Origin of the sequence: Burkholderia sp. BCC1638 (genome assembly GCF_902833195.1) — a bacterium.
Classification (GTDB): Bacteria; Pseudomonadota; Gammaproteobacteria; order Burkholderiales; family Burkholderiaceae; genus Burkholderia; species Burkholderia diffusa.
The window spans coordinates 138089-165005 of the sequence record NZ_CADFEC010000007.1; the positions used below are offsets into that span (position 1 = coordinate 138089).

Consider the following 26917-nt stretch of genomic DNA (forward strand, 5'->3'; position numbering starts at 1 on the left):
ACAACCGGAGGAGAACATCGTGTCGACACCCGTGAACCGCCAGCTGCTGCTGAAGACGCGCCCGGAAGGGCGGGTCGGCCGTGAACACTTTTCGCTCGTCGAAACGCCGGTGCCGGCGCTCGCCGACGGCGAAGTGCTCGTGCGCGTGCTGTATCTGTCGATGGATCCGACCAACCGCGTGTGGATGCGCGACGTTCCGCAATACCTGCCGCCGGTCGCGATCGGCGAAGTGATGCGCGCGCTCGGCATCGGGCGCGTGGTCGCGTCGCGCCATGCGGGTTTCGCGCAGGGCGATCTCGTGCAGGGGCTGGTCGGCTGGCAGGACTATGCGGTCGTGCCGGCCGAGCAGGCCGCGCAGCTCGTGAAGCTGCCCGCGCAGTCGGGCCTGCCGCTGCCGACGCTGCTCGGCGCGTGCGGGATGAGCGGCCTGACCGCCTATTACGGGCTGACCGACATCGCGCCGGTGCAGCCCGGCGAGACGCTCGTCGTGTCGGCGGCGGCCGGGTCGGTCGGCTCGATCGCCGGCCAGATTGGCAAGATTCACGGCGCGCGCGTGGTGGGGATCGCGGGCGGCGCGGACAAGTGCCGCTACCTGACCGAGACGCTCGGCTTCGACGCGGCCGTCGACTACAAGGCCGACGATTTCCGAGAGCAACTGAAGGCAGCGACACCGGACGGCGTGCACGTGAACTTCGAGAACGTCGGCGGCGAGGTGATGCGCGCGGTGCTGTCGCGGATGGTGATCGGCGGGCGTGTCGCGCTGTGCGGCGTGATCTCGAACTACAACAGCGGCCGCGCGGCGGACGACGTCGGCGTGCTGATCTCGAAGCGGCTCACGATGCGCGGCTTCCTGATCCTCGATTACCGCAAGAGCCGCGAAGCGGTGCAGACGCTCGCCGGATGGCTGCGCGACGGCCGGCTCAAGGCCGAGGAAACCGTCGCCGACGGGCTCGAGAACGCTCCCGACGTGCTGAATCGACTTTTCGACGGCGACCATCGCGGCAAGCTCGTGCTGCGCGTCGATCCGGACGCATGAGCCGCGGCATGCGCGCGCGTTGAGTCTGCATCGTCCGGTATCAATTTAAGACTCGTCCCATATATTGTTCCGGCCGCTCTCCTTAAAGTAATTGCCAGCAAACGGCGGCGTGACATGCGCGTCACGCCGCCGTTTTTCATTTGCACGGCAAAACGGGAGGCGAAACATGCAAACGAAGACGGGGCAGGCGGCACCGGCGGCGGTGCGTGATCGAACGAAGCGGCGCATTGGCACAAAGTTGCGGATCGTCGCAACCGGGTTCGGCATCGCGTTCGCGATGTCGGGCGCGGGTGCGGCCGAGCAGGCTCACGCGAATGGGATCGTGCAATTCACCGGCGCGCTCGTCGATCTGTACGACGTGCGATTCGACGCGCCGTCGATCGGCGCGTCAAGCAGCGCGACCGCGGCGGCACTCCGGTTCGATGCGCATGGCCGGCGCCTGCCCGGCGCGCATGTGACGCTGGTGGAACTGGACGGCCAGCCGCTTTCGCGGCCCGCGGAAGCGCAGGTTCGCGCGACATGGCGCGATGCGCGCGACGATCGGATCGTGCCGCTGGAAGCGGGGCGTGCGCATCGTGTCGGCCCGTATGGCGGCGAGCTGACGGTCGCGGGGCCGGACATGGAAACGGGCGCCGTGGCGCCCGTCGTGATCAGGATTCGACATCCGTGACGCGTTGCGTCATTCCCCTTGTTCGGCGCGCGCGTAGATGTCCCAGCTCGCCATGAACAGCGCGGCGACGAGCGGTCCGATCACGAAGCCGTTGATGCCGAACAGCGCCATCCCGCCGAGCGTCGAGATCAGCACGACCCAGTCGGGCATCTTCGTGTCCTTGCCGACGAGGATCGGTCGCAGCAGGTTGTCGACGAGGCCGATCACGCCGACGCAGAACGCGACGAGGATCACGCATTTCCAGATCGCGCCGATCGCGAGGAAGTAGAGCGCGGCAGGCACCCACACGAGGCTCGCGCCGATCGCCGGCAGCAGCGACAGGAACGCCATCAGCGCGCCCCACAGCACGACGCCCTCGATCCCGAGGATCCAGAAGATCAGGCCGCCGAGCGCGCCCTGCACGAGCGCGACCGCGATGTTGCCCTTCACGGTTGCGCGTACCACCGTCGTGAACTTCGCGAGCAGCAGGTTCTTGTGCTCTTCGTCGAGCGGCATCGCGCGGCGCACGCGGCGGCCGATCTCGCCGCCGTCGCGCAGCAGGAAGAACACCATGTACAGCATCACGCCGAAGCTGACGACGAACTGGAACGTGTTCTGTCCGATGCTGAGCGCCTGGGTTGCCGCGAACTGACTGATCTGCGCGGCGCCGTCGGTCAGCTTCTTCTGGATGCCGGGGATGTTGGTCAGCCCGTATTTCTGCAGCAGGTTCTGGATCGACGTCGGCAGCGCGTGAATGATGTCATGGAAGTACTGCGAATAATTCGGTTGCGCGTTCTTGAGTTCCTGGTACACGTACGCGATTTCCTGCACGAGCGTCGCCGCGACGAATACGAGCGGCAGGATCACGATCAGGATGATCAGCGACATCGTCACGAGCGCGGCCAGGTTGCGCCGCTTGCCGAAGCGCGCGGCGAGCCAGCGCTGCACCGGCTGGAACAGGATCGCGAGAATGGTGCCCCAGAAGACGGCGCCGGAGAACGGCGCGAGAATCCAGCACAGTCCGACGGTGACCGCGAACAGCAGGAAATAGAAGAATTTTTGGTGATCGTGTCCGCTATCCATGGATGGTTCACGCAGATTGATGCCTGGTTTGATTGAATTTCGTTGCCTCGGGCGCGATCGGCTCGCGAACGTCACGGGTTCGCGGCGAAGCGCGCGCAGGGCGGCCCGACGGGCAGTATGCCCGCAAAGGTGCCGCCATCATAGCCGCTGCGCGCGGCGCACGCGAAAACGCCGCGACCGGAGTCGCGGCGTTGCCGGGAAGCAAATCGGCCCTGGGGCCGTGTCGGCTCGTCAGATGTGGAGGCGGGTGACCTTGGTGCCGTTGACCGACAGGTCGCCCATCAGGCCCGCGTTGGTCAGGACCAGTACCTCGACCGGAGCGGTGGCCGTGTTGGAATCGACCGCACCGTTCGCGCCGACCTTCACGACCGCGACGGAGGCGTCGGCGCCGGCCGACCAGCCTTCGGACTTGCGGAACGAGTCGAGCGCATCCTGCGTCATGAACAGGAACACGATCGCCTTCGATTGCGCGCCCGCCTGCAGGCCGACCGACAGCGACGACGTGTTGTAGTAGCCGACGGTGCTGCCGCCGACACGCAGCGCGCCGTTGCCCGACTGACCGCCGACGATGAAGCCGGCCTGCAGCACGTTCGGGAACACGAGCACGCCGCGCGATTTCGCGACGAGTTCACGCGAGCCTGGCACCGTCGAATAGAGACGCGATAGCGTCGCATTCACGCTCGCGTCGATCGATTCGCGTTTCGACGCGCTGGCCGATGCGTTGTCGGGTTTGTCGGGCGTGGTGGTGCAACCGGCAAGGGCGAGACTGCCGAGCATGACGGCGGCGGCGGCCTTCAGGGCGAGAGACTTCTGCATGGCGTTTCTCCTTCGTTGTCGGGTTGAGAACGGATGGGGCGGGCGGCGGTGCGGGCAGCCCCGTTCAACGACGGGCAAGCAGCAGGCCCGCGACGAACGCGAGGCCCGCGACGACGCCCGCGGTCTGCCATGGGTTGTCGTGCACGGCTTGCGACACGCGCTCGGCCGAATCGCGCAGCCGGGCGGCCGCGCTGCCCGACGCGTAGTCGAGCGTGCTGCGCGCTTCGTCGAGCCGCGACTGCACGCGCTTGCGCAGCGCGGCGATATCGCCGTCGCCGTCGTTCTTCAGCAGGTCTTCCAGTTCATCGACCAGCCCGCGCAGATCGTCGGACACGTCCGCATGCAGGTCGCGGGCGGCCGAGCGTGCCGAGCGTCCCACGCGCCGGCCGGTGCGACGGATATCGGACAGGCCGCGGTCCAGCTTGTGTTCGATCGAGTCGGTGAGCGCCATGATGTTTATCCTCCTTGGATTTGGTTTGCAGCCCGGATTTGCAGGCCCATTTGAAGATAAGACGAATCCCAGCAACCAATGTGATTCACATCAGCCAATTGAGTTTCGAGACAAATTTTCAATTCGTCTGCAAGTTTCCCGGGAAGCCCCGCGCGACGGGGCGCGGCGGCGGTTGAAAAAATTTCGCGCTTCGGGCGAAACGACCTAGCGAGCCGTTGCGCGACGTGAAAGTCCGGTAAATATGGCGTCGCCCGATGCGTCAGGTAAATAGTGCCATTGCACGTGCCATACCGATGCAATTGCACTAATCGTCCATTTCTTCGTGGAGCAGGGTTTGTGCCCGCGATGGCCGTAGGCGGCGCCGTCGTCCAGCCCGAGGCCGATGACGACGGGATCGTGGTCCGACGAGCGATATGCATCGGATGCGTAACAGGCGGCCCGTTGCGCCGGGGTTTTGTAATCGAGCACGGATTGCAGCGCGATCGGCTCAGCGGCGTTGGTGTGTCAGGCATGCACGGCCTTCACGCGGGCGGCGAAACCGGCGAAGCGAGGCGGCGGCATGAACGGCGGCAGGTGTGACATGGAGCGCTCCACGGGAAGAAAATTCGAAGGTCCGGGCAAGCATCCTGACGGCAAAATCGTGTGTTGTGATCGAATTGGCCATCAGGCCAGTGCCGAACGGCCAACGATGAAGGCAGGGCCGGCCCGGGCTGCTACGCTTCGCATCTGACGCATCGTTCCGGCCTGCGATCCGAACGCGTCCGCGCACGGCCCCCACAGGAGATTTCCATGTCCTACATGCTGTTGATTGTCGAACCGACCGGCCAGCGCGCCGAACGTACGCTCGAAGACGGGCAGGCGCTGTACGCGCGAATGGTCGATTTCGCGGAGACGCTGAAAGCGCGCGGCGTGCTGCGCGGCGTCGAGTCGCTGGAGCGCTCCGAACGCGCGACGCGCGTGCAGGTGCGCGAAGGCGAGACGCGCCTCGTCGACGGCCCGTTCGCCGAGGCGAAGGAAATGGTCGGCGGTTTCTTCATCGTCGATGTCGACACGCGCGAGGAAGCGATCGAGATCGCGCGCCAGTGCCCGGCCGCGCAATGGTGCACGGTCGAAGTGCGCGCGGTCGGCCCGTGCTTTCTGTAACGGCTGCACCTCGGTATTTACCCTGATTCGTCGCGCGGCACGTCGATCCGGCGGTCTGCCGCCCGTCGTCCGGATAAGGCGCCGATGAACGGACGCCCCTTTTCACCGATGACAAGGAGTGAGCGATGCGATTCATGATCATGATCCGGGCGAACGCCGTCAGCGAATCCGATGCGTTGCCGGACAACCGGCTGGTCGAGGCGATGACGGTCTACCACGAGGAGCTGGCCAGGGCCGGCGTGCTGCTCGACGCGAACGGCTTGCGGCCGAGCGCGCGCGGCTGGCGCGTGCGGTACACCGGCGGCAAGGGCACGGTGGTCGACGGCCCGTTCGCGGAGACGAAGGAGCTGATTGCCGGCTACACGCTGATCCAGGTGCGCTCGCGCGACGAGGCGCTCGAATGGACGCGCCGGTTTCCCGCGCCGTTCGGCGCCGAAATGGACTGCGAGATCGAGGTGCGGCCGCTGTTCGAGCTCGACGACCTCACACCGAGCGAGGCGGTCGAGCGGTTCCGCGATCTCCACGTCGGCCGCACCCAAGCCTGAATCTGCCTGAATCCAATCTCACCGGAGCATCCGTCATGCACAAGATGGTCTTCATCAACCTGCCCGTGGCCGACCTGCCTCGCTCGAAGACGTTCTACCAGGCACTCGGCTTCGAAGTCGTACCGGCCTATACCAACGATCAGGCCGCCTGCATCAAGATCAGCGACACGATTTTCGCGATGCTGCTCGTGCGGCCGTTTTTCCAGACCTTCACCGGCAAGACCATCGTCGATCCGGCGACGCAGGTGCAGGCGCTGTCGTGCCTGTCGTGCGACAGCCGCGCCGAGGTCGACGAGATCGTCGCGAAGGCGCTCGCGGCCGGCGGCTCCGCGCCGCAAGCGCCGCGCGAGTATCCGAACATGTACGGCCACGGTTTCGATGATCCGGACGGCCACGCATGGGAGCTGATGGCCATGCCGCTGGACGCTGCCACCCAGGGGCAGGCGTCGTGACGCGTGAGGCGACTCACCGTGCGATCGAAGCGGTCTGGCGGATCGAGGCGCCGAAGATCATTGCCCGCGCCGCGCGCGTGGTGCGCGACGTCGGCGTGGCCGAGGAACTCGCGCAGGACACGCTCGTCGCGGCGCTCGAGCACTGGCCCGTCGACGGCGTGCCCGACAACCCGGCCGCATGGTTGATGACGGCCGTGAAGCGGCGCGCGCTCGACCGGGTCCGGCAGGAGTCGCTGCATGCAGCGAAGCGTGACCAGCTCGGGCATGAAATGGACGCGCTCGAAGCGCACGTCGTCCCCGACATCGCGGATGCGCTCGCCGATGCGAGCGACGACGATATCGGCGACGACCTGCTGCGGCTGATCTTCACGTCGTGCCATCCGGTGCTGTCGACCGATGCGCGCGTCGCGCTGACGTTGCGGCTGCTCGGCGGGTTGACCACGAGCGAGATCGCGCGCGCGTTCCTGTCGCCCGAGCCGACGATCGCGCAGCGCATCGTGCGCGCGAAGCGCACGCTCGCGGCGGCGCGCGTGCCGTTCGAGGTGCCAGCCGTGGATGCGCGGCCCGCGCGGCTCGCGTCGGTGCTCGAAGTGATCTACCTGGTGTTCAACGAAGGCCATGCGGCGACCGCAGGCGACGACTGGACGCGCCCGGCGTTGTGCGACGAGGCGCTGCGTCTCGGCCGCGTGCTGGCCGGGCTCGTGCCGGACGAAAGCGAGGTGCTCGGGCTGGTCGCGCTGATGGAACTGCAGGCGTCGCGCATGCACGCGCGGACCGATGCACAGGGGCGGCCCGTGCTGCTGCTCGACCAGGACCGAAGCCGCTGGGATCCGCTGCTGATCCGGCGCGGCCTCGCCGCGCTCGAGCGGGCGACGAAGCTCGGCGGCGTGCGCGGCCCGTATGCGCTGCAGGCCGCGCTGGCGGCGTGCCATGCCCGCGCGCGGCATGCGTCGGAAACGGACTGGGCACAGATCGTCGCGCTTTACGACGCGCTGGCCGAAGTCGCGCCGTCGCCGGTCGTCGAGCTGAACCGCGCGGTGGCGGTGGGAATGGCGTTCGGGCCCGCCGCGGCACTGGAAATCGTCGACGTGCTGCGCGACGATCCGGCGCTCGCACGCTATCACTGGTTGCCGAGCGTGCGCGGCGACCTGCTCGCGAAGCTCGGCCGCGCCGACGAAGCGAAGGTCGAGTTCCGTCGTGCGGCGGAGTTGACCCGCAACGAGCGTGAAAGGGAATTGTTGTTGAAGCGCGCGACGGATGCGTGACGCGTGACGAGCGACGCCGGTGCGAGCGCACCGGGCGTCGCGCCTGAAGCCCGAAGCCCGAAGCCCGAAGCCGAATCCCGAGCATAACGCCGACCCACCCGACGACGCGACCCATCCCGCTCCCTCCCGTCAACTGTCCCTCATTCCCGCCCTCCGCTATCGAGCGGATTGAAAAAGCCTATTGGGGGATGCGAACGCCAGCGCCTAGATTAAAAGGCACGAAGCGTGCGCGTCCGGCCTGCGCTTCGTTCCCCACATACATCATCGGCCCGGCTTCGCACGCGGCCGCGCCGACTCGAACGGAGGCGCAAATGGCTCAACTCAAGGGCAGCAAGACCGAAGAGAATCTGAAGGCCGCATTCGCGGGCGAATCGCAAGCGAACCGGCGCTATCTGTATTTCGCTTCGAAGGCCGACGTGGAAGGCCAGAACGACGTCGCCGCGCTGTTCCGCTCGACTGCCGAAGGCGAAACGGGCCACGCGCACGGCCACCTCGAATACCTCGAAGCAGTCGGCGATCCGGCGACGGGGCTGCCGTTCGGCTCGTCGCGGCTGAACCTCGAATCGGCGATCGCCGGCGAGACGCACGAATACACCGACATGTATCCGGGCATGGCGAAGACGGCGCGCGACGAAGGCTTCGACGAAATCGCGAACTGGTTCGAGACGCTCGCGAAGGCCGAGCGCAGCCACGCCAACCGCTATACGAAGGCGCTCGACGCACTCGTCGACTGACGCGAGTCCGGCAGCAAGGCAGCACGGCCCGGCCCGACATCCTGCGGCCGGCCGTGCGTTGATCGCTGCCCGCATCACGCGGGCGGCGCGTCCGCGCGCATGCGCGCCACGCTGGAGCGCCCCATGCCACACAAGGAAGGCAGTCTCGAAGCCCCGACGCGGCATCCGCTCGACTGGCAGTCCGAAGCGTTCTACGACCAGGCCGCGATCGATGCGGAAATGACGCGCGTGTTCGACATCTGCGCCGGGTGCCGGCGCTGCGTGTCGTTGTGCGGCGCGTTTCCCGCGCTGTTCGATCTCGTCGACGACACGCCGATGGGCGACATCGAGGAAGTGCCGAAGGACGCGTTCGGCAAGGTCGTCGACCAGTGCTACCTGTGCGACCTCTGCTACATGACGAAATGCCCGTACGTGCCGCCGCACGCATGGAACGTCGACTTCCCGCACCTGATGCTGCGCGGCAAGGCGGCGCGCTACAAGCGCGGGGAGGCGCCGCTGCGCGACAAGGTGCTGTCGAACACCGACGCGCTCGGCCATTTCGCGGGCATTCCGATCGTCACGCAGGCGGTGAACGCGGTGAATCGCACGCCGCCCGCGCGCCACGCGCTCGAAGCGGCGCTCGGCGTCGATCGCAACGCATGGCTGCCGGAGTTCGCGCCGCGCAAGTTTCGGCGTGCCGCGAAGCGCTCGGACGGCCCGCCGGCACGTGATGGCGAACGCACGCCGGGCAAGGTCGCGATCTACGCGACGTGCTACGTGAACTTCAACGAGCCGGGCATCGGCCACGACCTGCTCGCGATCCTCGCGCACAACGAGATCCCGTACGAGCTCGTCACGCGCGAAGCGTGCTGCGGGATGCCGCTCCTCGAGCAGGGCAACCTTGCGGGCGTCGCCGCGAAGAAGGCCGTGAACATTCCGGTGCTGGAGCGTTATGCGCGCGAAGGCTATGCGCTGATCGGCGCGATCCCGAGCTGCGTGCTGATGTACAAGAGCGAACTGCCGCTGATGTTTCCCGGCGACGACGCCGTGCGCGCGGTGGCCGACGCATTCTGGGATCCGTTCGAATACGTGATCGCGCGGCATCGCGACGGTTTGCTGAAGACCGATTTCAAGCAGGGCCTCGGCACCGTGTCGTATCACGTGCCGTGCCACGCGCGCGTGCAGAACATCGGCCGCAAGACGGCCGACACGCTGTCGCTCGTGCCCGATACGCGCGTGAACGTCGTCGAGCGCTGCTCGGGGCATGCGGGCACGTTCGGCGTGAAGAAGGCCTTTCATGCGGACGCGATGCGGATCGGTGCGCCGGTGTTCAAGGCGATGGCCGAGCCGAAGCCGGATGTCGTGTCGTCGGACTGCGCGCTCGCCGGCCATCACATCGTGCAGGGCATCGACGAGAAAGGGTTGCCCGCCGCGCCGCTCGCGCATCCGCTGACGCTGCTGCGCCGCGCGTACGGCATCTGAACCGGCCGCTCAACGAAGACATCGACGCTATCCAAGGACACGCCATGACGCTGACCCGCGACTCGCTGCTGACGCTCGAAGCGTACGCGAAGATCCGCAAGGCCGAACACGCGAGGCTCGTCGCGTACAAGCGCCGCCGCGCGGTGGCGCTCGGCAACCATCTGCGCCTCCTGTTCGAGGACGAGACCACGATCCGCTACCAGATCCAGGAAATGCTGCACATCGAGAAGATCTTCGACGAGGCCGGCATCGAAGGCGAACTGGAGGCCTATCTGCCGCTCGTGCCCGACGGCACCAACCTGAAGGCGACGCTGCAGATCGAATACGAGCACGAGGCCGAACGGCGGGCGGCGCTCGCGCGGCTGATCGGCGTCGAGGATCGCGTGTACCTGCGCGTCGACGGGCACCCTGACGTCTACGCGATCGCCGACGAGGATCTCGATCGCGACAACGCGGAGAAGACCTCGGCCGTGCATTTCGTGCGCTTCGAACTGGACGGGCCGATGCGCGCGGCGCTCAAGGGCGGCGCGACGCTGTCGATCGGCTGCGATCACCCGGCCTATACGATGCCGCCGCAACGCGTGGACGCGGACGTCGCCGCGTCGCTGGCCGGCGACTTGCGCTGACGCGCGCGGCCCGGCGCCGCTTCCCGTATCGCGCGGATTCCCCACATCGTTCCGACCCGAAACGCGGCGCCCGATCGTCGCGCCCGCCGCCGTTGGCTGTCTGCTACGCCGAGATGTAACAAACCCGTCGACGCTTGCATGCGCAGAAACGATGTGCATCGGCCTCAGACCGCTTTCATTACTCGCGGAGAAACAATAACAAGATTGTGCGCGGGGAAAATTCAGTTGAATGCAATTTGAACGAATTACCGATCCGTGAATATCTTGTTACGAAATTTTCCCTGATTTACCGATTTTCGGCGGCGATTCCCGGGAGGGTTGCGGGCAAGGGTCGGAACAACGCCGGAGGCCTGTCTGGCGGGCCTCGCAAAGCCCCGCCAGACGGGGCTTCCCAGCATCTCGCATAAGGATTGCGTAAAAAAATTCAAGCGTAAATTGATTGCGCATCCATGGCAGGTTGTTTCAGTGCGTAACATTAAGTCATTGTCATATTGAGATAAACCCTGAGGATGGTATGCTTCGTGCACAAAAATTCCCACATTGGAGTGAGACCGTAGTTTGTGCGCCATTGCCGTGAATGGCGGCACCGTGAAAGTGCGGTGTCGCACCGGCATGCACAACAATCGGATAACCATAATGTGCAACCGGGCCGCCCCGTGACGCGATGCGTGACGACGGCGCCGACAATCGCAGCCCCGGCCTGGCTGCGTGGAGAAATCGACTATGTTCTTCGATGAGCTTAACGATGAAGAGTGGTTTCGACTTTCAGCGCTGATCGCCGATGAACCCATTCGGCTGAACCGTCGAGGCCGTCCGCGAGCCGAACCGCGCGTCGTCGCCAACGCGGTTCTCTGGATCCTGACGACCGGTGAAGCGTGGTCGAAACTACCCGGGCGCTATCCGTCCGGGCCGACGTGCCGCCGCCGCTACGAGGAGTGGCTCGCGAACGGCACGCTGCTGCAGATGATCGACGTGCTGACCCAGTTCAGCGGGCGCACGTTCGCGTACGTGCCGCCGCCGCCGGTGCCGGTCGCGCCGGCATGCCGTGCGGAGCCCGTGCCCGACAACGACCGTCTGCGCGGCGTGTTCTGGCAGAACCCCGAGTCGTGGCAACTGCCGGTCGCGCAGGCAAACGTTTGGGATGGCGAGGGCGCTTCGCTGACCGCGATGCCGAATGGCGCCGCCGAAGCATCGTCCGGTGCGTCGTTCGCGGTGCCGGGCGCGCAGCCCGCGGGGCTGCGTCACGGGCGTCCGTCCGCCGCGAGCTTCGCCGCTGCCGAACCGCAAGTCGACGAATACCGCGGCTATACGATCCGCGGCAGCGCGCAGCCGGTGCAGAACCTGATGTACCGCGCGTGGGCCGAGATCATGCAGGACGACCGGCGCGTCGAGCGCTCGGGCCTGATCGGTCCGCGCTTCACCGATGCGGAGGAAGCGGAGCAGTACGCGCTCGACTGGGCGCGTCAGTGGATCGATCGCCATGGAGCGAGCGACGAACCGGTGCGTGCGCCGCAAAGCGAGGTGCTGGCCGGCCTGTCCGCGCTGGCGCGTGCCGAGTCGGACATCAAGCGCTTCATCGCCGAGCGTCGTGCGGGCGCGTTGTCCGAGGGCCGCAACGACCCGGTGCAAGCGGACCGCCGCGAATACGCGTATCGCGTAGGTTGATCGTCGTCCGAACGAAAACGCGCGGGTCGTCGTCCGTCACGACGCCCGCGCGTTTTTTTGTGTTCGTTATTTCCGTGATGCCGGGCGCACCGTCGAGACGGCGCGCCCGGCAGGCATTGCGTCACTGGCGTCCGTAGGTATCGTCGAAGCGGACGATGTCGTCCTCGCCGAGATACGCGCCCGACTGCACTTCGATCAGTTCGAGCGGCATCTTGCCCGGGTTCTCGAGACGGTGCGACACGCCGAGCGGGATGTACGTCGATTCGTTTTCGGACAGCAGGAAGGTTTCGTCGCCGCGCGTGATGCGCGCGGTGCCGCGCACGACGATCCAGTGTTCGGCGCGGTGGTGGTGCATCTGCAGCGACAGTCGCGCGCCCGGCTTCACGACGATGCGTTTCACCTGGAAGCGCTCGCCCGTGTCGACCGAGTCGTAATGCCCCCACGGGCGATGGACCTTGCGGTGATCGGTCGCTTCGGCGCCGCGTTCGGCCTTGATGCGCCCGACGATTTTCTTCACGTCCTGCACGCGGGACTTGTCGGCGACGAGCACGGCATCGGGCGTTTCGACGACGACGAGATTGTGTGTGCCGACACACGCGACGAGCCGGCTTTCCGAATGCGCGAAGGTCGATTCGGCGTTTTCGAACAGCACGTGGCCGCGGCCGACGTTCTCGGCTTCGTCCTTCGGCAGGATCTGCCAGATCGCGTCCCACGAACCGACGTCCGACCAACCCGCGTCGAGCGGCACGACGACGCTTTCGCACAGCTGCGGCAGGTTCACGAGCCGCTCCATCACCGCGTAGTCGATCGAGTTCGACGGCGACGCGGCGAACGCGTCGCGATCGACGCGGAAGAAGTCGCCGTCGTCCTTGCCGCGTGCGACGGCCTGCTCGCAGGCCGCGAGGATCTCGGGTTCGAGCTGGCGGATCGCGTTCAGCCACACCGACGCGCGCACGATGAAGATCCCGCTGTTCCACCAGTATTCGCCGGATGCGACGTACTGCTGCGCGAGTTCGAGATGCGGCTTCTCGACGAAGCGGTCGAGACGGCGCACGTCGAGGTTGCCGGTGGCGGCGTCGCCGAGCGGCGCGCCGACGCGGATGTAGCCGTAGCCCGTTTCGGCGCGGCCCGGCACGATGCCCATCGTCGCGATCTTGCCCTGGGCCGCGCAGTGCACGCCGGCCGCGACGGCCGCATGAAAGCGCGGCTGGTCGGCCACCGCGTGGTCGGCCGGCATCACGGTCATCACGGCATCGCCGCCGCCGGCGACGATCCGCAGCGCGGCGAGCGTCAGCGCGGGCGCGGTGTCGCGGCCGAGCGGCTCGAGCATGATGGCCGCACGCTTGCCCGTCAGGCGCAGTTGCTCGGCGGTCGTGAAGCGGTGATCCTCGCCGCACACGATCAGCACGTCGTCGTTCAGCGGATGACTGGTCGCGAGGCCGTCGAGCCGCAGCGCGGTGGATTGCAGCAGCGAATGATCGCCGAGCAGGCCGATCAGCTGTTTCGGATAGTGTTCGCGCGACATCGGCCACAGACGCGTGCCCGAACCGCCGGCAAGGATCACCGGCTGCACCGCGACACGCGTCGCGGCGTCGGTTGCGGCGGAAGAAGAAGGGCGCGTATCGGCTGCCACGGCCGGAGCATTCATGATGACACTCTCCTCGATTGAAGTCAGTGCCTGTTTTGTAGCATGAAGTAAATCGACAATAAAACCGGGCGATATGCGCGATATTCGGCGCGCATGCGTCATGGAAATTTTTCCCCTATCGCACGCGATGCAAATAAAAAAATAAAAAATAATTCGCTGAATCTGGCTGGGGCCCCATCCTGCAAAGGGTTGGCGGGGTCCGTAAAGTTCTCGAAAAAATCCCGATTCACGACCGATTCGGGAAAACGTGCCGATTTAATTCAAGAATCTCGCGGCAAGAATTTCCGATTATTTTTCGAAATACTTGAGCGCTTGAGGCGCGATTTTCTTGTCGCTTCAATAGCGTCATGCAACGTTTGAATCGAAGGTGCGGCACGGGCTGCACGAGGAGCTGTTCGGCAAACGCCTGTTCAAAGAGGAAGCGGACATGTTGAGCGTGCTGGCGAGAGTCATCGATATTGCGATGGTCGTGTTGGGGGCATTGATCGCCGCCGCGCTGCACGGCGGCAGCATCTGGCTCAACGACCTGCAGCGCACGACGGTGTTGTTCGACTGCCTGCTGGTCGTCGTGTTCTTTCCGGCCATCGGCATTTACCAGTCGTGGCGTGGCAAGCGCCTCGTCGGGCTGGTGGGGCGCGTCGCGTTCGCGTGGCTGGTGGTCGAGCTCGCGGGCATCCTGATGAGCTTCAGCTTCCACCAGTCGGGCGACCTGTCGCGACTGTGGCTCGGCTACTGGGCACTCGTGACGATGGCGCTGCTTGCCGGCTCCAAGGCTTGCGTGCACGTCGTGCTCCGGCAGCTGCGCCGCGGCGGCTACAACCTGAAGGCGGTGGCGATCGTCGGCGGCACGCCGGCGGCGCGGCGGCTGATCGCACAGATGCGGGCGCGTCCGGAAGCGGGCTTCAACCCGGTGTGCGTGTACGACGAAAGCGAAGTGCCGGGCGAAGTCGCGCTCGACGACGTGCGCATCGAGCGGCAGTTCGAATCGCTGGTGTGGCTGGTGCGCAGCCGCGCGATCAGCGAGCTGTGGCTCACGCTGCCGATCACGGAAGAGCGCCGGATTCACCAGATCGTGACGGTGTTCCGCCACGACTTCGTGAATATCCGTTTCATTCCGGACGTGCGCACGCTGTCGTTCTTCAACCAGGAAGTGGTCGAGGTGCTCGGCGTGCCGGCGATCAACCTCGCGGCGTCGCCGATCACCGACGTGCGGATCCTGCCGAAGTTCGTGTTCGACCGGCTGTTCGCGCTGGCGGCGCTCACGGCGCTCGCGCCGGCGATGGTGCTGATCGCGTGCCTGATCAAGCTCACGTCGCGCGGGCCGGTGTTCTTCCGCCAGAAGCGCAAGGGCATCGACGGCCACGAGTTCGAGATCTACAAGTTCCGCTCGATGAAGGTGCATCAGGAAGTCGCGGGGCAGGTCACGCAGGCGACCAAGAACGACTCGCGCGTGACGCCGGTCGGCCGCTTCCTGCGCCGCACGAGCCTAGACGAACTGCCGCAGTTCATCAACGTGCTGAAGGGCGAGATGTCGGTCGTCGGCCCGCGGCCGCATGCGCTCGCGCACGACGACATCTACAAGGATCTGGTGAAGGGCTACATGTTCCGCTACCGGATCAAGCCGGGCATCACCGGCTGGGCGCAGATCAACGGCTTTCGCGGCGAGACCGACCAGATCGAGAAGATGATGGGACGCGTGAAGCTCGATCTGTACTACATGCAGAACTGGTCGTTCTGGCTCGACATCAAGATCGTCGTGCTGACGCTCTGGAAAGGCTTCACCGGCAGCAACGCGTACTGACGCGGTTTCATCCCGCGCAGACACTCCGGTTTCACGAATTTCGAATCATTGGTCACGAGGTCCGACACATCATGAATCTGACTATCATCGGCAGCGGTTACGTAGGTCTTGTCACCGGCGCCTGTCTCGCCGACATCGGGCACGACGTGTTCTGTCTCGACGTCGATCAGGCGAAGATCGACGTCCTGAACAACGGCGGCGTGCCGATCCACGAGCCGGGCCTCAAGGAAGTCATCGCGCGCAACCGCGCGGCCGGCCGCCTGCGCTTCTCGACCGACATCGAGGCCGCGGTCGCGCACGGCGACGTGCAGTTCATCGCGGTCGGCACGCCGCCCGACGAGGACGGTTCGGCCGACCTGCAATACGTGCTCGCGGCGGCGCGCAACATCGGCCGCACCATGAAGGGCTTCAAGGTGATCGTCGACAAGTCGACGGTGCCGGTCGGCACGGCCGAGCGCGTGCGCGCGGCGGTGGCCGAGGAACTCGCGAAACGCGGCGGCGATGCCCCGATGTTCTCGGTCGTGTCGAATCCGGAATTCCTGAAGGAAGGCGCGGCGGTCGACGATTTCACGCGGCCGGACCGCATCGTGATCGGCTGCGACGACGACGTGCCGGGCGAGCGCGCGCGCGAGCTGATGAAGAAGCTCTACGCGCCGTTCAACCGCAACCACGAACGCACGCTGTACATGGACGTGCGCTCGGCCGAATTCACGAAATACGCGGCGAACGCGATGCTCGCGACGCGCATCTCGTTCATGAACGAGCTCGCGAACCTGGCCGACCGCTTCGGCGCCGACATCGAGGCCGTGCGCCGCGGGATCGGTTCCGATCCGCGCATCGGCTATCACTTCCTGTATGCGGGCTGCGGCTACGGCGGCTCGTGCTTCCCGAAGGACGTCGAGGCGCTGATCCGCACCGCCGACGAGCACGGCCAGTCGCTGCAGATCCTGAAGGCCGTGTCGTCGGTCAACGCGACGCAAAAGCGCGTGCTCGCCGACAAGATCGTCGCGCGTTTCGGCGAGGACCTGACGGGCCGCACGTTCGCGATCTGGGGTCTCGCGTTCAAGCCGAACACCGACGACATGCGCGAGGCGCCGAGCCGCGAGCTGATCGCCGAGCTGCTGTCGCGCGGCGCGCGCATCGCGGCGTACGACCCGGTCGCGCAGCAGGAAGCGCGCCGCGTGCTCGCGCTCGATCTCGCGGATCACCCGAGCTGGCTCGAGCGCCTCACCTTCGTCGACGACGAGGCCCAGGCCGCGCGCGATGCCGACGCGCTCGTGATCGTTACCGAATGGAAGGCGTTCAAGAGCCCGGATTTCGTCGCGCTCGGCCGTCAATGGAAATCGCCGGTGATCTTCGACGGCCGCAACCTGTACGAGCCGGAAACGATGAGCGAGCAAGGCATCGAATACCACCCGATCGGCCGCCCCGGCTCGCGCCAGGCCGTCGCCGCCCGTGTGCCGGGCGCCGCGCGCGCCAACGCGTAATCCGCGCGTCGCCGTTACCCGTAACCCGAATCGAGACGCCATGTTCCGGAACATCCTGATCGTCTGTCACGCGAACGTCTGCCGCAGTCCGGCGGCGGAACTGCTGTTCAAGTCGCACGCGGCGTCGCGTGGCGGCCCGCGCGTGACGTTCCACTCCGCCGGCGTGCGTGCGAACGACGGCGACGGCATCGATCCGGTGATGCGGCAACTGCTCGCCGAGCGCGGCGTCGATGCAACGACGCACCGGTCGCGGCGGCTGTCGCGCCGGATCGTGCGCGACGCCGACCTGATTCTCGTCAGCGAGCGCGAACAGATCAAGGCCGTCGAATCGGTCGATCCGTTCGCGCGCGGCAAGGTCCACCTGCTGGGCAAGTGGGAGGACGCCGAGATCGCGGATCCGCATGGCGGCCCCGAGGCCGACTATCGCGAGAGCTACTCATTGATCGAACGTCTGGTTCAAGGATGGCTGCAAAAACTATGCTGAAACGTCCCATGCGCCCGCTGGCGCTCGCCGTCGCGATGACGACATTCCTGTCGGCGTGCGCGACCGCGCCCGGCAACTATCTCGACTCGTCGAACCTGAAGGACGAAGGCCGGCAAGGCCAGGCCGAAACCTATCCGGTTCATTACATCGACGCGAAGCTGGTGATGGATCAGCTGCAGAAGCAGCAGGTCGAACACCCGCTGCCGCCGGGCCGTTACACCGATCCGTCGCAGTACGTTTACCGCATCGGCCCGCAGGACATTCTCGGCGTCACCGTGTGGGACCACCCCGAGCTGACGACGCCGCAGGGCCAGTCGTTCTCGAGCGGCGGCAACACGACGCAGACGATCGCGGGCGCGCTGCAGCAGCCGTATTCGTCGTCGCTGCCGGGCCAGGCCGATCCGTACGGCCAGACCGTGGCCGCCGACGGCACGATCTTCTTCCCGTTCGTCGGCCGCATCCACGTGGCGGGCAAGACGATCGCGCAGACGCGCGACGAGCTGGCCACGCGCCTCGCGCGCTACGTGAAGAATCCGCAGCTCGATGTGCGCGTGCTGTCGTTCCGCAGCCAGAAGGTGCAGGTGACGGGCGAGGTGAAGACGCCGGGCCCGCTCGCGATGAGCGACGTGCCGCTGACGCTGGTCGACGCGATCTCGCGCTCGGGCGGCTCGACCGCCGAGGCCGACCTGCAGCGCGTGCGCCTGACGCGCGACGGCAAGCTGTACACGCTCGACGCGAACGGCGTGCTCGACCGCGGCGAAGTGAAGCAGAACGTGATGCTGCAGCAGGGCGACATCGTCAACGTGCCGGACCGCAGCGACAGCCGCGTGTTCATCATGGGCGAGGTCAAGACACCGGTCACGGTGCCGATGCTCAAGGGCAGGCTGACCATCGCCGACGCGCTGACGGCCGGCGGCGGCATCCTCGACACCGATGCGAACCCGCGCAAGATCTACGTGATGCGCGGGATGCGTGACAACCCGACGAAGCCGGAAGTGTTCCGTCTCGACATGACGCAGCCGGATGCGCTGATGCTGTCGAGCCGCTTCCCGCTCCAGCCGCTCGACGTCGTCTACGTCAGCACGGCCAGCTCGGTGCAGTTCAACCGTGTGCTGCAGCAAGTGCTGCCGACGATCCAGACGATCTTCTACATGCGGCAAATCACGCGCTGATAGCCCGCCGGGGCGGCGCCTCCGCCCCGGCACCACTCAAGCGGGAACGAATGGTGAACACGCAAGCAAAACACGCCTACGCGGATCTGACCGCGAAAACCGAGGAAGAGGACGTCGTCCTCGGCCAGCTGCTCCAGGTGTTGATGGACGACATCTGGCTGCTGCTCGGCATCGCGGTGACCGTCATCGCGCTTGCCGGCCTCTACTGCTACATCGCGAAACCGGTGTACCAGGCCGACGTGCACGTGCGGGTCGAGAGCAACGACAACACGTCGCAGGCGCTCACGCAGACGCAGACAGGGGCGACGATCAACAGCGGCCCGCAGCAGGCGCAGACCGACGCGGAAATCGAGATCATCAAGAGCCGCGGCGTCGTCACGCCGGTCGTCGAGCAGTTCAAGCTGAACTTCTCGGTCGTGCCGAAGACGATTCCGCTGCTCGGCAGCCTGTCCGCGCGCGTCGCGACGCCGGGCGAGCCGTCGCGCGCGTGGTTCGGCCTGCGGTCGTACGCATGGGGCGGCGAAGTCGCCGACGTCGACACGATCAACGTCGTGCCCGCGCTCGAAGGCAAGAAGATGACGCTCACGGCCGGCCCGAACGGCACGTATACGCTGGTCGGACCGAACGGCAGCCGCCTGCTGTCGGGTCGTGTCGGCGAATCGGAGCAGGGCGGCGGCGTGACGCTGCTCGTGCAGAAGCTGGTCGCGCGTCCGGGCACGCAGTTCACCGTGGTCCGCTACAACGATCTCGATGCGATCACCGGTTTCCAGTCGGGCATCCAGGTGTCCGAGCAGGGCAAGCAGACGGGCGTCGTGCAGATCTCGCTCGAAGGCAAGGACCCGGACCAGACCGCCGCGATCGCGAACGCGCTCGCGCAGTCGTACCTGAACCAGCACGTGATCGCGAAGCAGGCCGAAGCGACCAAGATGCTCGACTTCCTGAAGGGCGAGGAGCCGCGGCTGAAGTCCGACCTCGAGCGCGCGGAAGCCGCGCTGACGCAGTATCAGCGCACGTCCGGCTCGATCAACGCGAGCGACGAGGCGAAGGTCTACCTCGAAGGTAGCGTGCAGTACGAGCAGCAGATCGCGGCTCAGCGCCTGCAGCTCGCGTCGCTCGCGCAGCGCTTCACCGATTCGCATCCGATGGTGATCGCCGCGAAGCAGCAGCTCGCGGAGCTGCAGGGCGAGAAGGACAAGTTCAGCAACCGCTTCCGCAGCCTGCCGGCGACCGAAGTGAAGGCCGTCCAGCTCCAGCGTGACGCGAAGGTCGCCGAGGACATCTACGTGCTGCTGCTGAACCGCGTGCAGGAACTGTCGGTGCAGAAGGCCGGCACGGGCGGCAACATCCACCTCGTCGATTCCGCGCTGCGCCCGGGCGATCCGGTCAAGCCGAAGAAGGTACTGATCCTGTCGGCCGCGGTGTTCCTCGGGCTGATTCTCGGTACCGGCGTCGTGTTCCTGCGCCGCAACCTGTTCCAGGGCATCGAGGATCCGGATCGCGTGGAGCGCACCTTCAACCTGCCGCTGTACGGGCTGGTGCCGCAAAGCACCGAGCAGGTGAAGCTCGACGCCATGGCCGAGAAGGGCGGCGGCCGCGCGCGGCCGATCCTCGCGAGCCTGCGTCCGAAGGACCTGAGCGTCGAAAGCATGCGGAGCCTGCGCACCGCGATGCAGTTCGCGATGATGGACGCGAAGAATCGCGTGGTCGTGCTGACCGGTCCGACGCCGGGCATCGGCAAGAGCTTCCTGACGGTCAACCTCGCGGTGCTGCTCGCGCATTCGGGCAAGCGCGTGCTGCTGATCGACGCCGACATGCGTCGCGGCATGCTCGACCGCTACTTCGGCCTTACCGCGCAGCCGGGCCTGTCGGAACTGCTGAGCGATCAGTCGCCGCTCGAGGAGGCGATCCGCGAGACGCCGGTGCAGGGCCTGTCGTTCATCTCGGCCGGCACGCGCCCGCCGAACCCGTCGGAGCTGCTGATGTCGACGCGCCTGCCGCAATACCTCGAAGGCCTCGGCAAGCGCTACGACGTCGTGCTGATCGACTCGCCGCCGGTGCTGGCGGTGACCGACGCGACCATCATCGGCCGCATGGCCGGCGCGACCTTCATGGTGCTGCGCTCGGGCATGCATACCGAAGGCGAGATCGCCGACGCGATCAAGCGCCTGCGTACCGCGGGCGTCGATCTGGAAGGCGGGATCTTCAACGGCGTGCCGCCGAAGGCGCGCGGCTACGGCCGCGGCTATGCGGCCGTCCACGAATACCTGAGCGCCTGACGGCATTGCACGAAACCGGGCCGGCGTGCGCAGCGCCGCCCGGCCGACTGGAGAACCCTCGATGAAAATTTCCGTGCTCGTTCCGACCTACAGGCGTCCCGCCGACCTCGCGCGCTGCCTGCTGGCGCTGCAGCGTCAGCAGCGGCTGCCCGACGAGGTGATCGTGGTCGCGCGCCCGGAGGACGATGCCACGCACGAGCGCCTCGCCGACCCGTCGGTCGGCGGCATGCTGCCGCTGCGGATCGTGCCGGTCGACGTGCCGGGGCAGGTCGCCGCGCTGAACAAGGGGCTCGACTCGACGAACGGCGACATCGTCGCGATCACCGACGACGACGCGGCGCCGCGCGCCGACTGGCTCGCGCGTATCGAGGCCGTGTTCCTGGCCGACCCGCGCGTCGGTGCGGTCGGCGGCCGCGACTGGGTGCACGAGAAGGGTCGCGTGCTCGACGAGTCGCGCGAGCTCGTCGGTCAGCTCACGCTGTCGGGCAAGATCATCGGCAACCATCATCTGGGCGTCGGCGGCGCGCGCGAAGTCGACATGCTCAAGGGCGCGAACATGAGCTACCGCCGCGCCGCGATCGAACGTCTGCGCTTCGATACGCGGCTGCGCGGCGCCGGCGCGCAGGTGCACAACGACATGGGTTTCAGCATGCAGGTGCAGCGCGACGGCTGGACGCTCGTCTACGACCCGGCGATCGCGGTCGATCATTTTCCGGCCGAGCGTTTCGACGACGACCGGCGCGATGCCGCATCGCTCAATGCGATCAGCAACGGCGCGTACAACCTGCATCTGATCCTGCGCGAGCATCTGCCGCCGGTGCGGCGCGAGATCGCGTGGTGGTGGTGGACGCTGATCGGCACGCGCGTCTATCCGGGCTTCGCACATGTGCTGCTGTCGCTGCATACCGCGCGGCGCGAGCGCGTGCGCGAGCATTGGCGCGCGGTGCGCCGCGGCGCACGCGATGCGCGCCGCGCCGACCTTGCCCCCCATCGTGCGGCGATGCCGCCGGTGACGTCTTGAACGGGCTGCGCGCACGACGCGCGGCCATCCCCGGAGGGCTTGAAATGGTACGACCCCAACGCTCACTTTGTTCGCTGTCCCCCGAGGGGACGGTCAGCCTCCTTGGGGCGGCCCGGCGGAGGCTTGCATGAATTCCACGAAGGTTCACGTCCACCTGTTCTACGGCGCCGATCCGCGTACTTACCGGAAAGGCGAGAACATCGGCTGCCTGTACGGCTATCACCACGCCGAATCCGACGAATTCCGGCTGACCTATTCGCAGGACCGGCGCGAGAACCGCGTCGCGAGCCTCGCGCGCCGTGCGCTGAAGGCGGCGCTCGGCTTCGACGTCGTGCATGCGTGGCGCAATCGCGCCGCGTTGTTGGGCACCGACGTGATCTGGACGCACACCGAGCAGGAGCATCTCGCCGCCGCGCTGATCCTGAAGCTCGCCGGCGCACAGGGCAAGCGTCCGCTGCTGCTCGCGCAGAGCGTGTGGCTGTTCGACAAGTGGAACACGTTCGGTGGCCCGCGCCGCTGGCTGTACCGCAAGCTGCTCGCGCGCGCCGACGCGCTGACGACGCTCGCCCGCGACAACGCCGAGCTGTGCCGCCGCTTTCTCGGGCGCGAAGCCGAGTTCGTCTACTACGGGCTGAACACGCAGGACTTCCCGCCGACGGAGCCGCGGCAGTGGCAGCCGAACCGGCCGCTGCGGATCGCGGCGATCGGCAACGACCGAGATCGCGACTGGCGCACGTTCCTCGCCGCGTTCGGCGGCGACGAACGCTACGACGTGCGGCTCGCGACGCGGCGCCGCGTGCCGCGCGAGTGGCATGCGCCGAACGTGAAGATCGGCTCGGCCTCGGGCCTCGCGAAGCAGCACGAGCTGTACGCGTGGGCCGACGTGATCGTCGTGCCGCTGCGGCCGAACTTCCACGCATCGGGCATCACCGTGATGCTCGAGGCGGCGGCGGTCGGCAAGCCGATGATCGTGTCCGACGTCGGCGGGCTCAGCGACTACTTCCCGCACGACACGGCCGCCTACGTGCCGGCGTTCGATGCGGCGGCGATGCGCCAGGCCGCCGATCGCTTCGCGGCCGATCCGGTCGCCGCGCTCGAATGCGCGCGTGCCGCGGCCGCGTGCCTGCGCGAGCGCGACCTGACCACGCAGGCGTTCGCCGAACAGCACGTGCGGATCACGCGCGACATGCTGCGCCGGCGTCGCACGCCGGCGGCGGCCGGTCTCGCGATGCCGCTCGCGGATTCACGCCCGTCGTCGCGGTGAGAGCGGATCGATGAGTACGATTGCCGCCGAACGCGCACCGTCGCGCAGCCGCAGCCGATTGCCCGAACCGAAGCACTGGGTCGGGCAGGCCGGGCTGTGGACGTTTACCGCCGCGCTGATCGCCATTCACCAGGGCAAGGTGCTGACGCTCGCGTTTCCGGTGCTGGCGATCGCGGTCGGCATCTGGCTGTATTTCAAGAGCCCGGCGCGCTACGTCGGCTTCATGTGGTGGGTGTGGTTCCTGAGCCCCGAAGTGCGGCGTCTCGCCGACTGGTCGAAGGGCGCGTTCACGCCGACGAGCCTGATCCAGGTCGCGCCGCTCGCAGTGACGATGATCGCCGGGTTCGGGCTGCTCAGGCATTACCGCGTGCTCGCGCAGCGGCGCGGGATTCCCGTGCTGCTGATGCTGTTCGGGCTCACGTATGCGTATCTGGTCGGGATCGTGTCGAGCGGCGTGATGGCCGCGACCTACGACCTCGCGAACTGGGTGTACCCGGTGCTGATCGGCTTTCACATCATGGTCAACTCGCGCGACTATCCCGAGTACCGCGACGTGCTGTTGTCCACGTTCATGTGGGGCATGCTCGTGATGGGCGTGTACGGGGTCGTGCAGTACTTCGTGATGCCGCAGTGGGACGTGCTGTGGATGATCGGCTCGGACATGGGTTCGCAGGGCGAGCCGGTGCCGTACGGTGTCCGCGTCTTCAGCACGATGAACTCGTCGGGGCCGTTCGCGTTCGCGATCATGGGCGCGCTGGTGTTCGTGTTCGCGGCGCCGCAGAAGGTCCGCTGGTTCGCGGGCGCCGCCGGCTTCGTGTCGTTCGCGCTGTGTCTCGTGCGCTCGACCTGGGGCGGCTGGGTGATCGCGCTCGCGATCCAGCTCGTGCAGTCGAGCAACCGTGTGCGGATGCGGATCCTGATCAGCGGTGTCGTGCTGGTCGGGCTGTGCGTGCCGCTGCTGACCGTCGGGCCGGTGGCCGACCGGCTCGGCGCGCGCCTGCAGTCGATCACGAACCTGAAGGACGATCGCAGCTACGACGACCGCAACAAGTTCTACGCGACCTTCGCGCAAACGGCGTTCACCGACGTCGCCGGCGAGGGGATGGGCGCGACCGGCGCGTCCACCAAGCTGTCGAGCGACAGCGGCGAGCTCGGCAAGTACGGCAGCTTCGACAGCGGCGTGATGAACGTGCCGTTCGTGCTCGGCTGGCCCGGCACGCTGCTGTACCTGTCGGGCGTCGTGATGCTGCTCGCCCGCACGCTGCGCGCGGCGTTCAAGCTGCGCAAGGACAAGTTCGTCGGCGCATGCCTGAGCCTGTGCCTGTCGGTGTTCGCGATGCTCGTGTTCACGAACTCGCTGATCGGCACGGGCGGCCTGCTGCTGTTCACGGCCATTTTTTCAATACTATCCGCGGCGCACTGGCAGAAGGCACAGCGCCTGCTGGCCGCCGCGCGTTCACGGGGAGGCGACCATTGAGAATCGCGATCGTCACGCACGTCGTGCGACATAACGACGGGCAGGGCCGCGTCAATTACGAAATCGCGCGCGCGGCGCTGGCCGAAGACTACGAGGTCACGCTGGTCGCGTCGCATGTCGCGCCCGAGTTGCTGGCCGACCCGCGCGTGCGCTGGGTGCCGGTGAAGGTCGGCGGCTTCTGGCCGTCGAATCTCGTCAAGCAGCAGGTGTTCGCGCTGAAGAGCGCGTGGTGGCTGCGCGCGCATCGCGGCGAGTACGACGTGCTGCACGTGAACGGTTTCATTTCGTGGATCAAGGCCGACGTGAATACCGCGCACTTCGTGCACGGCGGCTGGTTCAAGAGTCCGTATTACCCGTTCGGGCTGACGAAGGGGCTGTGGTCGGCGTACCAGTACGTCTACACGCGCGTGAATACGGCGCTCGAGCGCTGGGCGTACCGGCGTTCGCGCGCGATCACGGCCGTGTCGCAGAAGGTGGCCGACGAGATCGCCGGGCTCGGCATCGACAGCGGCAAGATCAGCGTGATCTACAACGGCGTCGACGGCAGCGCGTTCGCGGGCGCGCAGGCCGATCGAGCGGCGTTCAAGCTGCCGGACGATGCGTTCCTGCTGCTGTTCGTCGGCGATCTGCGCACGCCGCGCAAGAACCTCGGCACCGTGCTGAAGGCGCTGACGAAGCTGCCGGCGAACGTCCATCTCGCGGTGGCCGGTTATCTGCCCGGCAGCCCGTATCCGGACGAGGCGCGCGCGCTCGGCATCGATTCGCGCGTGCATTTCCTCGGTCTCGTGAAGAACATGCCGACGCTGATGCGCTCGGTCGACGCATACGTGTTTCCGTCACGCTACGAAGCGATGAGCCTGTCGCTGCTCGAGGCGATGGCGGCCGGGCTGCCGGTCGTCACCGCGCGCACCGCCGGCGGCGCGGAAATCATCACGCGCGACTGCGGGATCGTGCTGGAGGACCCCGACGATCCGGCCGCGCTCGCGCAGGCGATCGGCTCGCTCGCGGCGTCGCGCGACACCTGCCGCGCGATGGGCGACGCGGCCCGTGAACTGATGACCCGTTTCGGCTGGGCCCATATGGGCGCCCAGTATGTCGCGCTCTATCGGCGCATCGGCCAACCCTCGCAGCCGTCCGCGTTCGAGCGGGTCGAGCATGCGGTTACGCAGGAGCAGTCGTAATGTCCCAATCTTCCCGGCCGATCAAATCGTTGCAGATCGGCATGCACTGGTTCCCCGAACGCGCGGGCGGCCTCGACCGGATGTACTACTCGCTCGTCGGCGCGCTGCCCGGCGCGGGCGTCGAGGTGCGCGGGCTCGTCGCCGGTTCGCCGAAGGTCGCCGACGACACGGGCGGTGCGATCCAGGGCTTCGGACCCGCGTCGCAGCCGCTCGCGCGCCGCATGCTCGCCGCGCGCCGCGCGTTGCGCGACGAGATTCGCAGCGAGCGGCCGGACGTGATTTCGTCGCACTTCGCGCTGTACACCTTCCCGGGCCTCGACGTGACGCGCGGGATTCCGCAGGTGTCGCATTTCCAGGGGCCGTGGGCCGACGAAAGTCAGGTCGAGGGCGCCGCGTCGCTCGGGCAGCGCGCGAAGCGCTATCTCGAACAGGCCGTCTATACGCGCTCGTCGCGCCTGATCGTGCTGTCGCAGGCGTTCGGCCAGATCCTGACGAACCGCTACGGCATCGATCCGTCGCGCGTGCGCGTGATTCCCGGCTGCGTCGATACCGCGCAGTTCGATACGCCGCTCACGCCGGCCGAGGCGCGGCACAAGCTGCAACTGCCGCAGGACCGGCCGATCGTGCTGGCCGTGCGCCGGCTCGTGCGGCGCATGGGGCTGGAAGACCTGATCGACGCGATCGGTCTCGTCAAGCACCGTCACCCGGACGTGCTGCTGCTGATCGCCGGCAAGGGCAAGATCGGCGAGGAACTGCAGCAGCGCATCGACGACGCGGGGCTGCAGGACAACGTGAAGCTGCTCGGCTTCGTGCCCGACAATCATCTCGCGGCGCTGTACCGCGCGGCGACGGTCAGCGTGGTGCCGACGGTCGCGCTCGAAGGCTTCGGGCTGATCACGGTCGAATCGCTGGCGTCCGGTACGCCGGTGCTGGTGACGCCGGTCGGCGGGCTGCCGGAGGCGGTGGCCGGGTTGTCCAGCGATCTCGTGCTGCCGTCGACGGGCGCAGATGCGATCGCGGAAGGGCTCGGCGGCGCGCTGTCGGGCGCGATCACGCTGCCGGACGAGGCCGCATGCAAGCGCTACGCGCGCGACCATTTCGACAACGCGGTGATCGCGCGACGCGTCGCCGGCGTGTACGAAGAGGCGATCCAGGCGGCGGGGTAAGCGAACGCGGCACG

General features: G+C 67.0%; 25 protein-coding genes. 21 read left to right on the forward strand and 4 right to left on the reverse strand.

Annotated features, from left to right (window positions below):
- The first annotated feature begins 19 nt into the window (after window positions 1-19).
- Both HWX22_RS10680 and HWX22_RS10685 read left to right on the forward strand, forming a co-directional pair.
- Window positions 20-1036, forward strand: a complete 1017-nt coding sequence (locus tag HWX22_RS10680) for an NADP-dependent oxidoreductase (protein WP_175915600.1) — start codon at window positions 20-22, stop codon at window positions 1034-1036.
- Window positions 1037-1202: 166 nt separating this feature from the next.
- The gene (locus HWX22_RS10685) at window positions 1203-1706 is read left to right on the forward strand and encodes a thioesterase (protein ID WP_175915601.1); all 504 of its coding nucleotides are present in this window, start codon (window positions 1203-1205) and stop codon (window positions 1704-1706) included.
- Between the two features lie 9 nt (window positions 1707-1715).
- Here the strand turns inward: HWX22_RS10685 and HWX22_RS10690 are convergent, their stop codons facing one another.
- The 3 genes from HWX22_RS10690 to HWX22_RS10700 all read right to left on the reverse strand — a co-directional run bounded on the left by HWX22_RS10690 (window position 1716) and on the right by HWX22_RS10700 (window position 4035).
- Window positions 1716-2768, reverse strand: coding sequence for an AI-2E family transporter (locus tag HWX22_RS10690; RefSeq protein WP_059531628.1), 1053 nt, complete (start codon window positions 2766-2768; stop codon window positions 1716-1718).
- 231 nt (window positions 2769-2999) lie between these two features.
- Window positions 3000-3584, reverse strand: a complete 585-nt coding sequence (locus HWX22_RS10695) for a YSC84-related protein (protein WP_059531625.1) — start codon at window positions 3582-3584, stop codon at window positions 3000-3002.
- Between the two features lie 64 nt (window positions 3585-3648).
- A complete protein-coding gene (locus HWX22_RS10700; RefSeq protein ID WP_059531622.1) occupies window positions 3649-4035 on the reverse strand; it encodes a DUF883 family protein in 387 nt (128 codons plus the stop codon).
- Between HWX22_RS10700 and HWX22_RS10705 the strand changes: the two genes are divergently transcribed.
- From HWX22_RS10705 to HWX22_RS10745, 9 genes are all read left to right on the forward strand, one after another.
- Window positions 4034-4243, forward strand: a complete 210-nt coding sequence (locus HWX22_RS10705; protein WP_159085694.1) for a hypothetical protein — start codon at window positions 4034-4036, stop codon at window positions 4241-4243. The two genes, HWX22_RS10700 and HWX22_RS10705, sit on opposite strands and share 2 nt — an antisense overlap.
- Before the next feature lie 581 nt (window positions 4244-4824).
- Window positions 4825-5178: a YciI family protein gene (locus HWX22_RS10710; protein ID WP_059689518.1), complete on the forward strand. Its 354-nt coding sequence runs from the start codon at window positions 4825-4827 to the stop codon at window positions 5176-5178.
- A 125-nt stretch (window positions 5179-5303) separates the two neighbouring features.
- Window positions 5304-5723 carry a YciI family protein gene (locus tag HWX22_RS10715; protein WP_175915602.1) on the forward strand — a complete coding sequence of 140 codons (420 nt, stop codon included), beginning with the start codon at window positions 5304-5306 and terminating at the stop codon, window positions 5721-5723.
- A gap of 35 nt (window positions 5724-5758) precedes the next feature.
- Window positions 5759-6175 carry a VOC family protein gene (locus tag HWX22_RS10720; protein ID WP_059531616.1) on the forward strand — a complete coding sequence of 139 codons (417 nt, stop codon included), beginning with the start codon at window positions 5759-5761 and terminating at the stop codon, window positions 6173-6175.
- A complete protein-coding gene (locus HWX22_RS10725) occupies window positions 6172-7440 on the forward strand; it encodes an RNA polymerase sigma factor (RefSeq protein ID WP_175915603.1) in 1269 nt (422 codons plus the stop codon). The genes HWX22_RS10720 and HWX22_RS10725 overlap by 4 nt, the downstream gene beginning before the upstream one ends.
- A gap of 311 nt (window positions 7441-7751) precedes the next feature.
- The gene (locus tag HWX22_RS10730) at window positions 7752-8174 is read left to right on the forward strand and encodes a rubrerythrin family protein (protein ID WP_059466550.1); all 423 of its coding nucleotides are present in this window, start codon (window positions 7752-7754) and stop codon (window positions 8172-8174) included.
- Between the two features lie 123 nt (window positions 8175-8297).
- On the forward strand, window positions 8298-9635 hold the full coding sequence (locus tag HWX22_RS10735) for a heterodisulfide reductase-related iron-sulfur binding cluster (protein ID WP_175906570.1): 1338 nt from the start codon (window positions 8298-8300) through the stop codon (window positions 9633-9635).
- A 44-nt stretch (window positions 9636-9679) separates the two neighbouring features.
- The gene (locus HWX22_RS10740) at window positions 9680-10261 is read left to right on the forward strand and encodes a DUF3501 family protein (protein WP_059531610.1); all 582 of its coding nucleotides are present in this window, start codon (window positions 9680-9682) and stop codon (window positions 10259-10261) included.
- 723 nt (window positions 10262-10984) lie between these two features.
- Window positions 10985-11926: a DUF6566 family protein gene (locus HWX22_RS10745; protein WP_175906568.1), complete on the forward strand. Its 942-nt coding sequence runs from the start codon at window positions 10985-10987 to the stop codon at window positions 11924-11926.
- Window positions 11927-12047: 121 nt separating this feature from the next.
- Here the strand turns inward: HWX22_RS10745 and HWX22_RS10750 are convergent, their stop codons facing one another.
- Entirely contained in the window at window positions 12048-13574 is a 1527-nt protein-coding gene (locus HWX22_RS10750; protein WP_175915604.1) for a mannose-1-phosphate guanylyltransferase/mannose-6-phosphate isomerase, read from the reverse strand.
- 427 nt (window positions 13575-14001) lie between these two features.
- Here HWX22_RS10750 and HWX22_RS10755 point away from each other — a divergent pair, with 427 nt between their 5' ends.
- The 10 genes from HWX22_RS10755 (at window position 14002) to HWX22_RS10800 (ending at window position 26903) form a co-directional block, all read left to right on the forward strand.
- Window positions 14002-15375 carry an undecaprenyl-phosphate glucose phosphotransferase gene (locus HWX22_RS10755; RefSeq protein WP_059532388.1) on the forward strand — a complete coding sequence of 458 codons (1374 nt, stop codon included), beginning with the start codon at window positions 14002-14004 and terminating at the stop codon, window positions 15373-15375.
- A gap of 71 nt (window positions 15376-15446) precedes the next feature.
- On the forward strand, window positions 15447-16862 hold the full coding sequence (locus HWX22_RS10760; RefSeq protein ID WP_175915605.1) for a UDP-glucose/GDP-mannose dehydrogenase family protein: 1416 nt from the start codon (window positions 15447-15449) through the stop codon (window positions 16860-16862).
- Window positions 16863-16902: 40 nt separating this feature from the next.
- Window positions 16903-17346, forward strand: coding sequence for a low molecular weight protein-tyrosine-phosphatase (locus HWX22_RS10765; protein ID WP_059531598.1), 444 nt, complete (start codon window positions 16903-16905; stop codon window positions 17344-17346).
- On the forward strand, window positions 17340-18518 hold the full coding sequence (locus tag HWX22_RS10770) for a polysaccharide biosynthesis/export family protein (RefSeq protein ID WP_124621109.1): 1179 nt from the start codon (window positions 17340-17342) through the stop codon (window positions 18516-18518). The genes HWX22_RS10765 and HWX22_RS10770 overlap by 7 nt, the downstream gene beginning before the upstream one ends.
- Window positions 18519-18568: 50 nt before the next feature.
- On the forward strand, window positions 18569-20794 hold the full coding sequence (locus HWX22_RS10775) for a polysaccharide biosynthesis tyrosine autokinase (RefSeq protein WP_175915606.1): 2226 nt from the start codon (window positions 18569-18571) through the stop codon (window positions 20792-20794).
- Window positions 20795-20855: 61 nt separating this feature from the next.
- Window positions 20856-21815 carry a glycosyltransferase gene (locus HWX22_RS10780; protein WP_175915607.1) on the forward strand — a complete coding sequence of 320 codons (960 nt, stop codon included), beginning with the start codon at window positions 20856-20858 and terminating at the stop codon, window positions 21813-21815.
- A gap of 127 nt (window positions 21816-21942) precedes the next feature.
- Entirely contained in the window at window positions 21943-23079 is a 1137-nt protein-coding gene (locus tag HWX22_RS10785; protein WP_059818745.1) for a glycosyltransferase family 4 protein, read from the forward strand.
- Between the two features lie 10 nt (window positions 23080-23089).
- Window positions 23090-24556 (forward strand): glucose-6-phosphate isomerase, encoded by a 1467-nt coding sequence (locus HWX22_RS10790; RefSeq protein ID WP_059531583.1) that lies wholly within the window; start codon window positions 23090-23092, stop codon window positions 24554-24556.
- On the forward strand, window positions 24553-25737 hold the full coding sequence (locus HWX22_RS10795; RefSeq protein WP_059531577.1) for a glycosyltransferase family 4 protein: 1185 nt from the start codon (window positions 24553-24555) through the stop codon (window positions 25735-25737). The genes HWX22_RS10790 and HWX22_RS10795 overlap by 4 nt, the downstream gene beginning before the upstream one ends.
- Window positions 25737-26903, forward strand: a complete 1167-nt coding sequence (locus HWX22_RS10800) for a glycosyltransferase family 4 protein (RefSeq protein ID WP_059531574.1) — start codon at window positions 25737-25739, stop codon at window positions 26901-26903. The genes HWX22_RS10795 and HWX22_RS10800 overlap by 1 nt, the downstream gene beginning before the upstream one ends.
- Window positions 26904-26917 lie beyond the last annotated feature (14 nt).

Coding starts and splice junctions, on each gene's coding strand:
- HWX22_RS10735 (WP_175906570.1), top strand. CDS start 8,298: ATGCCACACAAGGAAGGCAGTCTCGAAGCCCCGACGCGGCATCCGCTC.
- HWX22_RS10800 (WP_059531574.1), top strand. CDS start 25,737: ATGTCCCAATCTTCCCGGCCGATCAAATCGTTGCAGATCGGCATGCAC.
- HWX22_RS10780 (WP_175915607.1), top strand. CDS start 20,856: ATGAAAATTTCCGTGCTCGTTCCGACCTACAGGCGTCCCGCCGACCTC.
- HWX22_RS10705 (WP_159085694.1), top strand. CDS start 4,034: ATGATGTTTATCCTCCTTGGATTTGGTTTGCAGCCCGGATTTGCAGGC.
- HWX22_RS10695 (WP_059531625.1), bottom strand. CDS start 3,584: ATGCAGAAGTCTCTCGCCCTGAAGGCCGCCGCCGCCGTCATGCTCGGC.
- HWX22_RS10775 (WP_175915606.1), top strand. CDS start 18,569: ATGGTGAACACGCAAGCAAAACACGCCTACGCGGATCTGACCGCGAAA.
- HWX22_RS10715 (WP_175915602.1), top strand. CDS start 5,304: ATGCGATTCATGATCATGATCCGGGCGAACGCCGTCAGCGAATCCGAT.
- HWX22_RS10690 (WP_059531628.1), bottom strand. CDS start 2,768: ATGGATAGCGGACACGATCACCAAAAATTCTTCTATTTCCTGCTGTTC.
- HWX22_RS10785 (WP_059818745.1), top strand. CDS start 21,943: ATGAATTCCACGAAGGTTCACGTCCACCTGTTCTACGGCGCCGATCCG.
- HWX22_RS10760 (WP_175915605.1), top strand. CDS start 15,447: ATGAATCTGACTATCATCGGCAGCGGTTACGTAGGTCTTGTCACCGGC.
- HWX22_RS10765 (WP_059531598.1), top strand. CDS start 16,903: ATGTTCCGGAACATCCTGATCGTCTGTCACGCGAACGTCTGCCGCAGT.
- HWX22_RS10770 (WP_124621109.1), top strand. CDS start 17,340: ATGCTGAAACGTCCCATGCGCCCGCTGGCGCTCGCCGTCGCGATGACG.
- HWX22_RS10710 (WP_059689518.1), top strand. CDS start 4,825: ATGTCCTACATGCTGTTGATTGTCGAACCGACCGGCCAGCGCGCCGAA.
- HWX22_RS10700 (WP_059531622.1), bottom strand. CDS start 4,035: ATGGCGCTCACCGACTCGATCGAACACAAGCTGGACCGCGGCCTGTCC.
- HWX22_RS10750 (WP_175915604.1), bottom strand. CDS start 13,574: ATGAATGCTCCGGCCGTGGCAGCCGATACGCGCCCTTCTTCTTCCGCC.
- HWX22_RS10745 (WP_175906568.1), top strand. CDS start 10,985: ATGTTCTTCGATGAGCTTAACGATGAAGAGTGGTTTCGACTTTCAGCG.
- HWX22_RS10755 (WP_059532388.1), top strand. CDS start 14,002: ATGTTGAGCGTGCTGGCGAGAGTCATCGATATTGCGATGGTCGTGTTG.
- HWX22_RS10790 (WP_059531583.1), top strand. CDS start 23,090: ATGAGTACGATTGCCGCCGAACGCGCACCGTCGCGCAGCCGCAGCCGA.
- HWX22_RS10740 (WP_059531610.1), top strand. CDS start 9,680: ATGACGCTGACCCGCGACTCGCTGCTGACGCTCGAAGCGTACGCGAAG.
- HWX22_RS10730 (WP_059466550.1), top strand. CDS start 7,752: ATGGCTCAACTCAAGGGCAGCAAGACCGAAGAGAATCTGAAGGCCGCA.
- HWX22_RS10685 (WP_175915601.1), top strand. CDS start 1,203: ATGCAAACGAAGACGGGGCAGGCGGCACCGGCGGCGGTGCGTGATCGA.
- HWX22_RS10720 (WP_059531616.1), top strand. CDS start 5,759: ATGCACAAGATGGTCTTCATCAACCTGCCCGTGGCCGACCTGCCTCGC.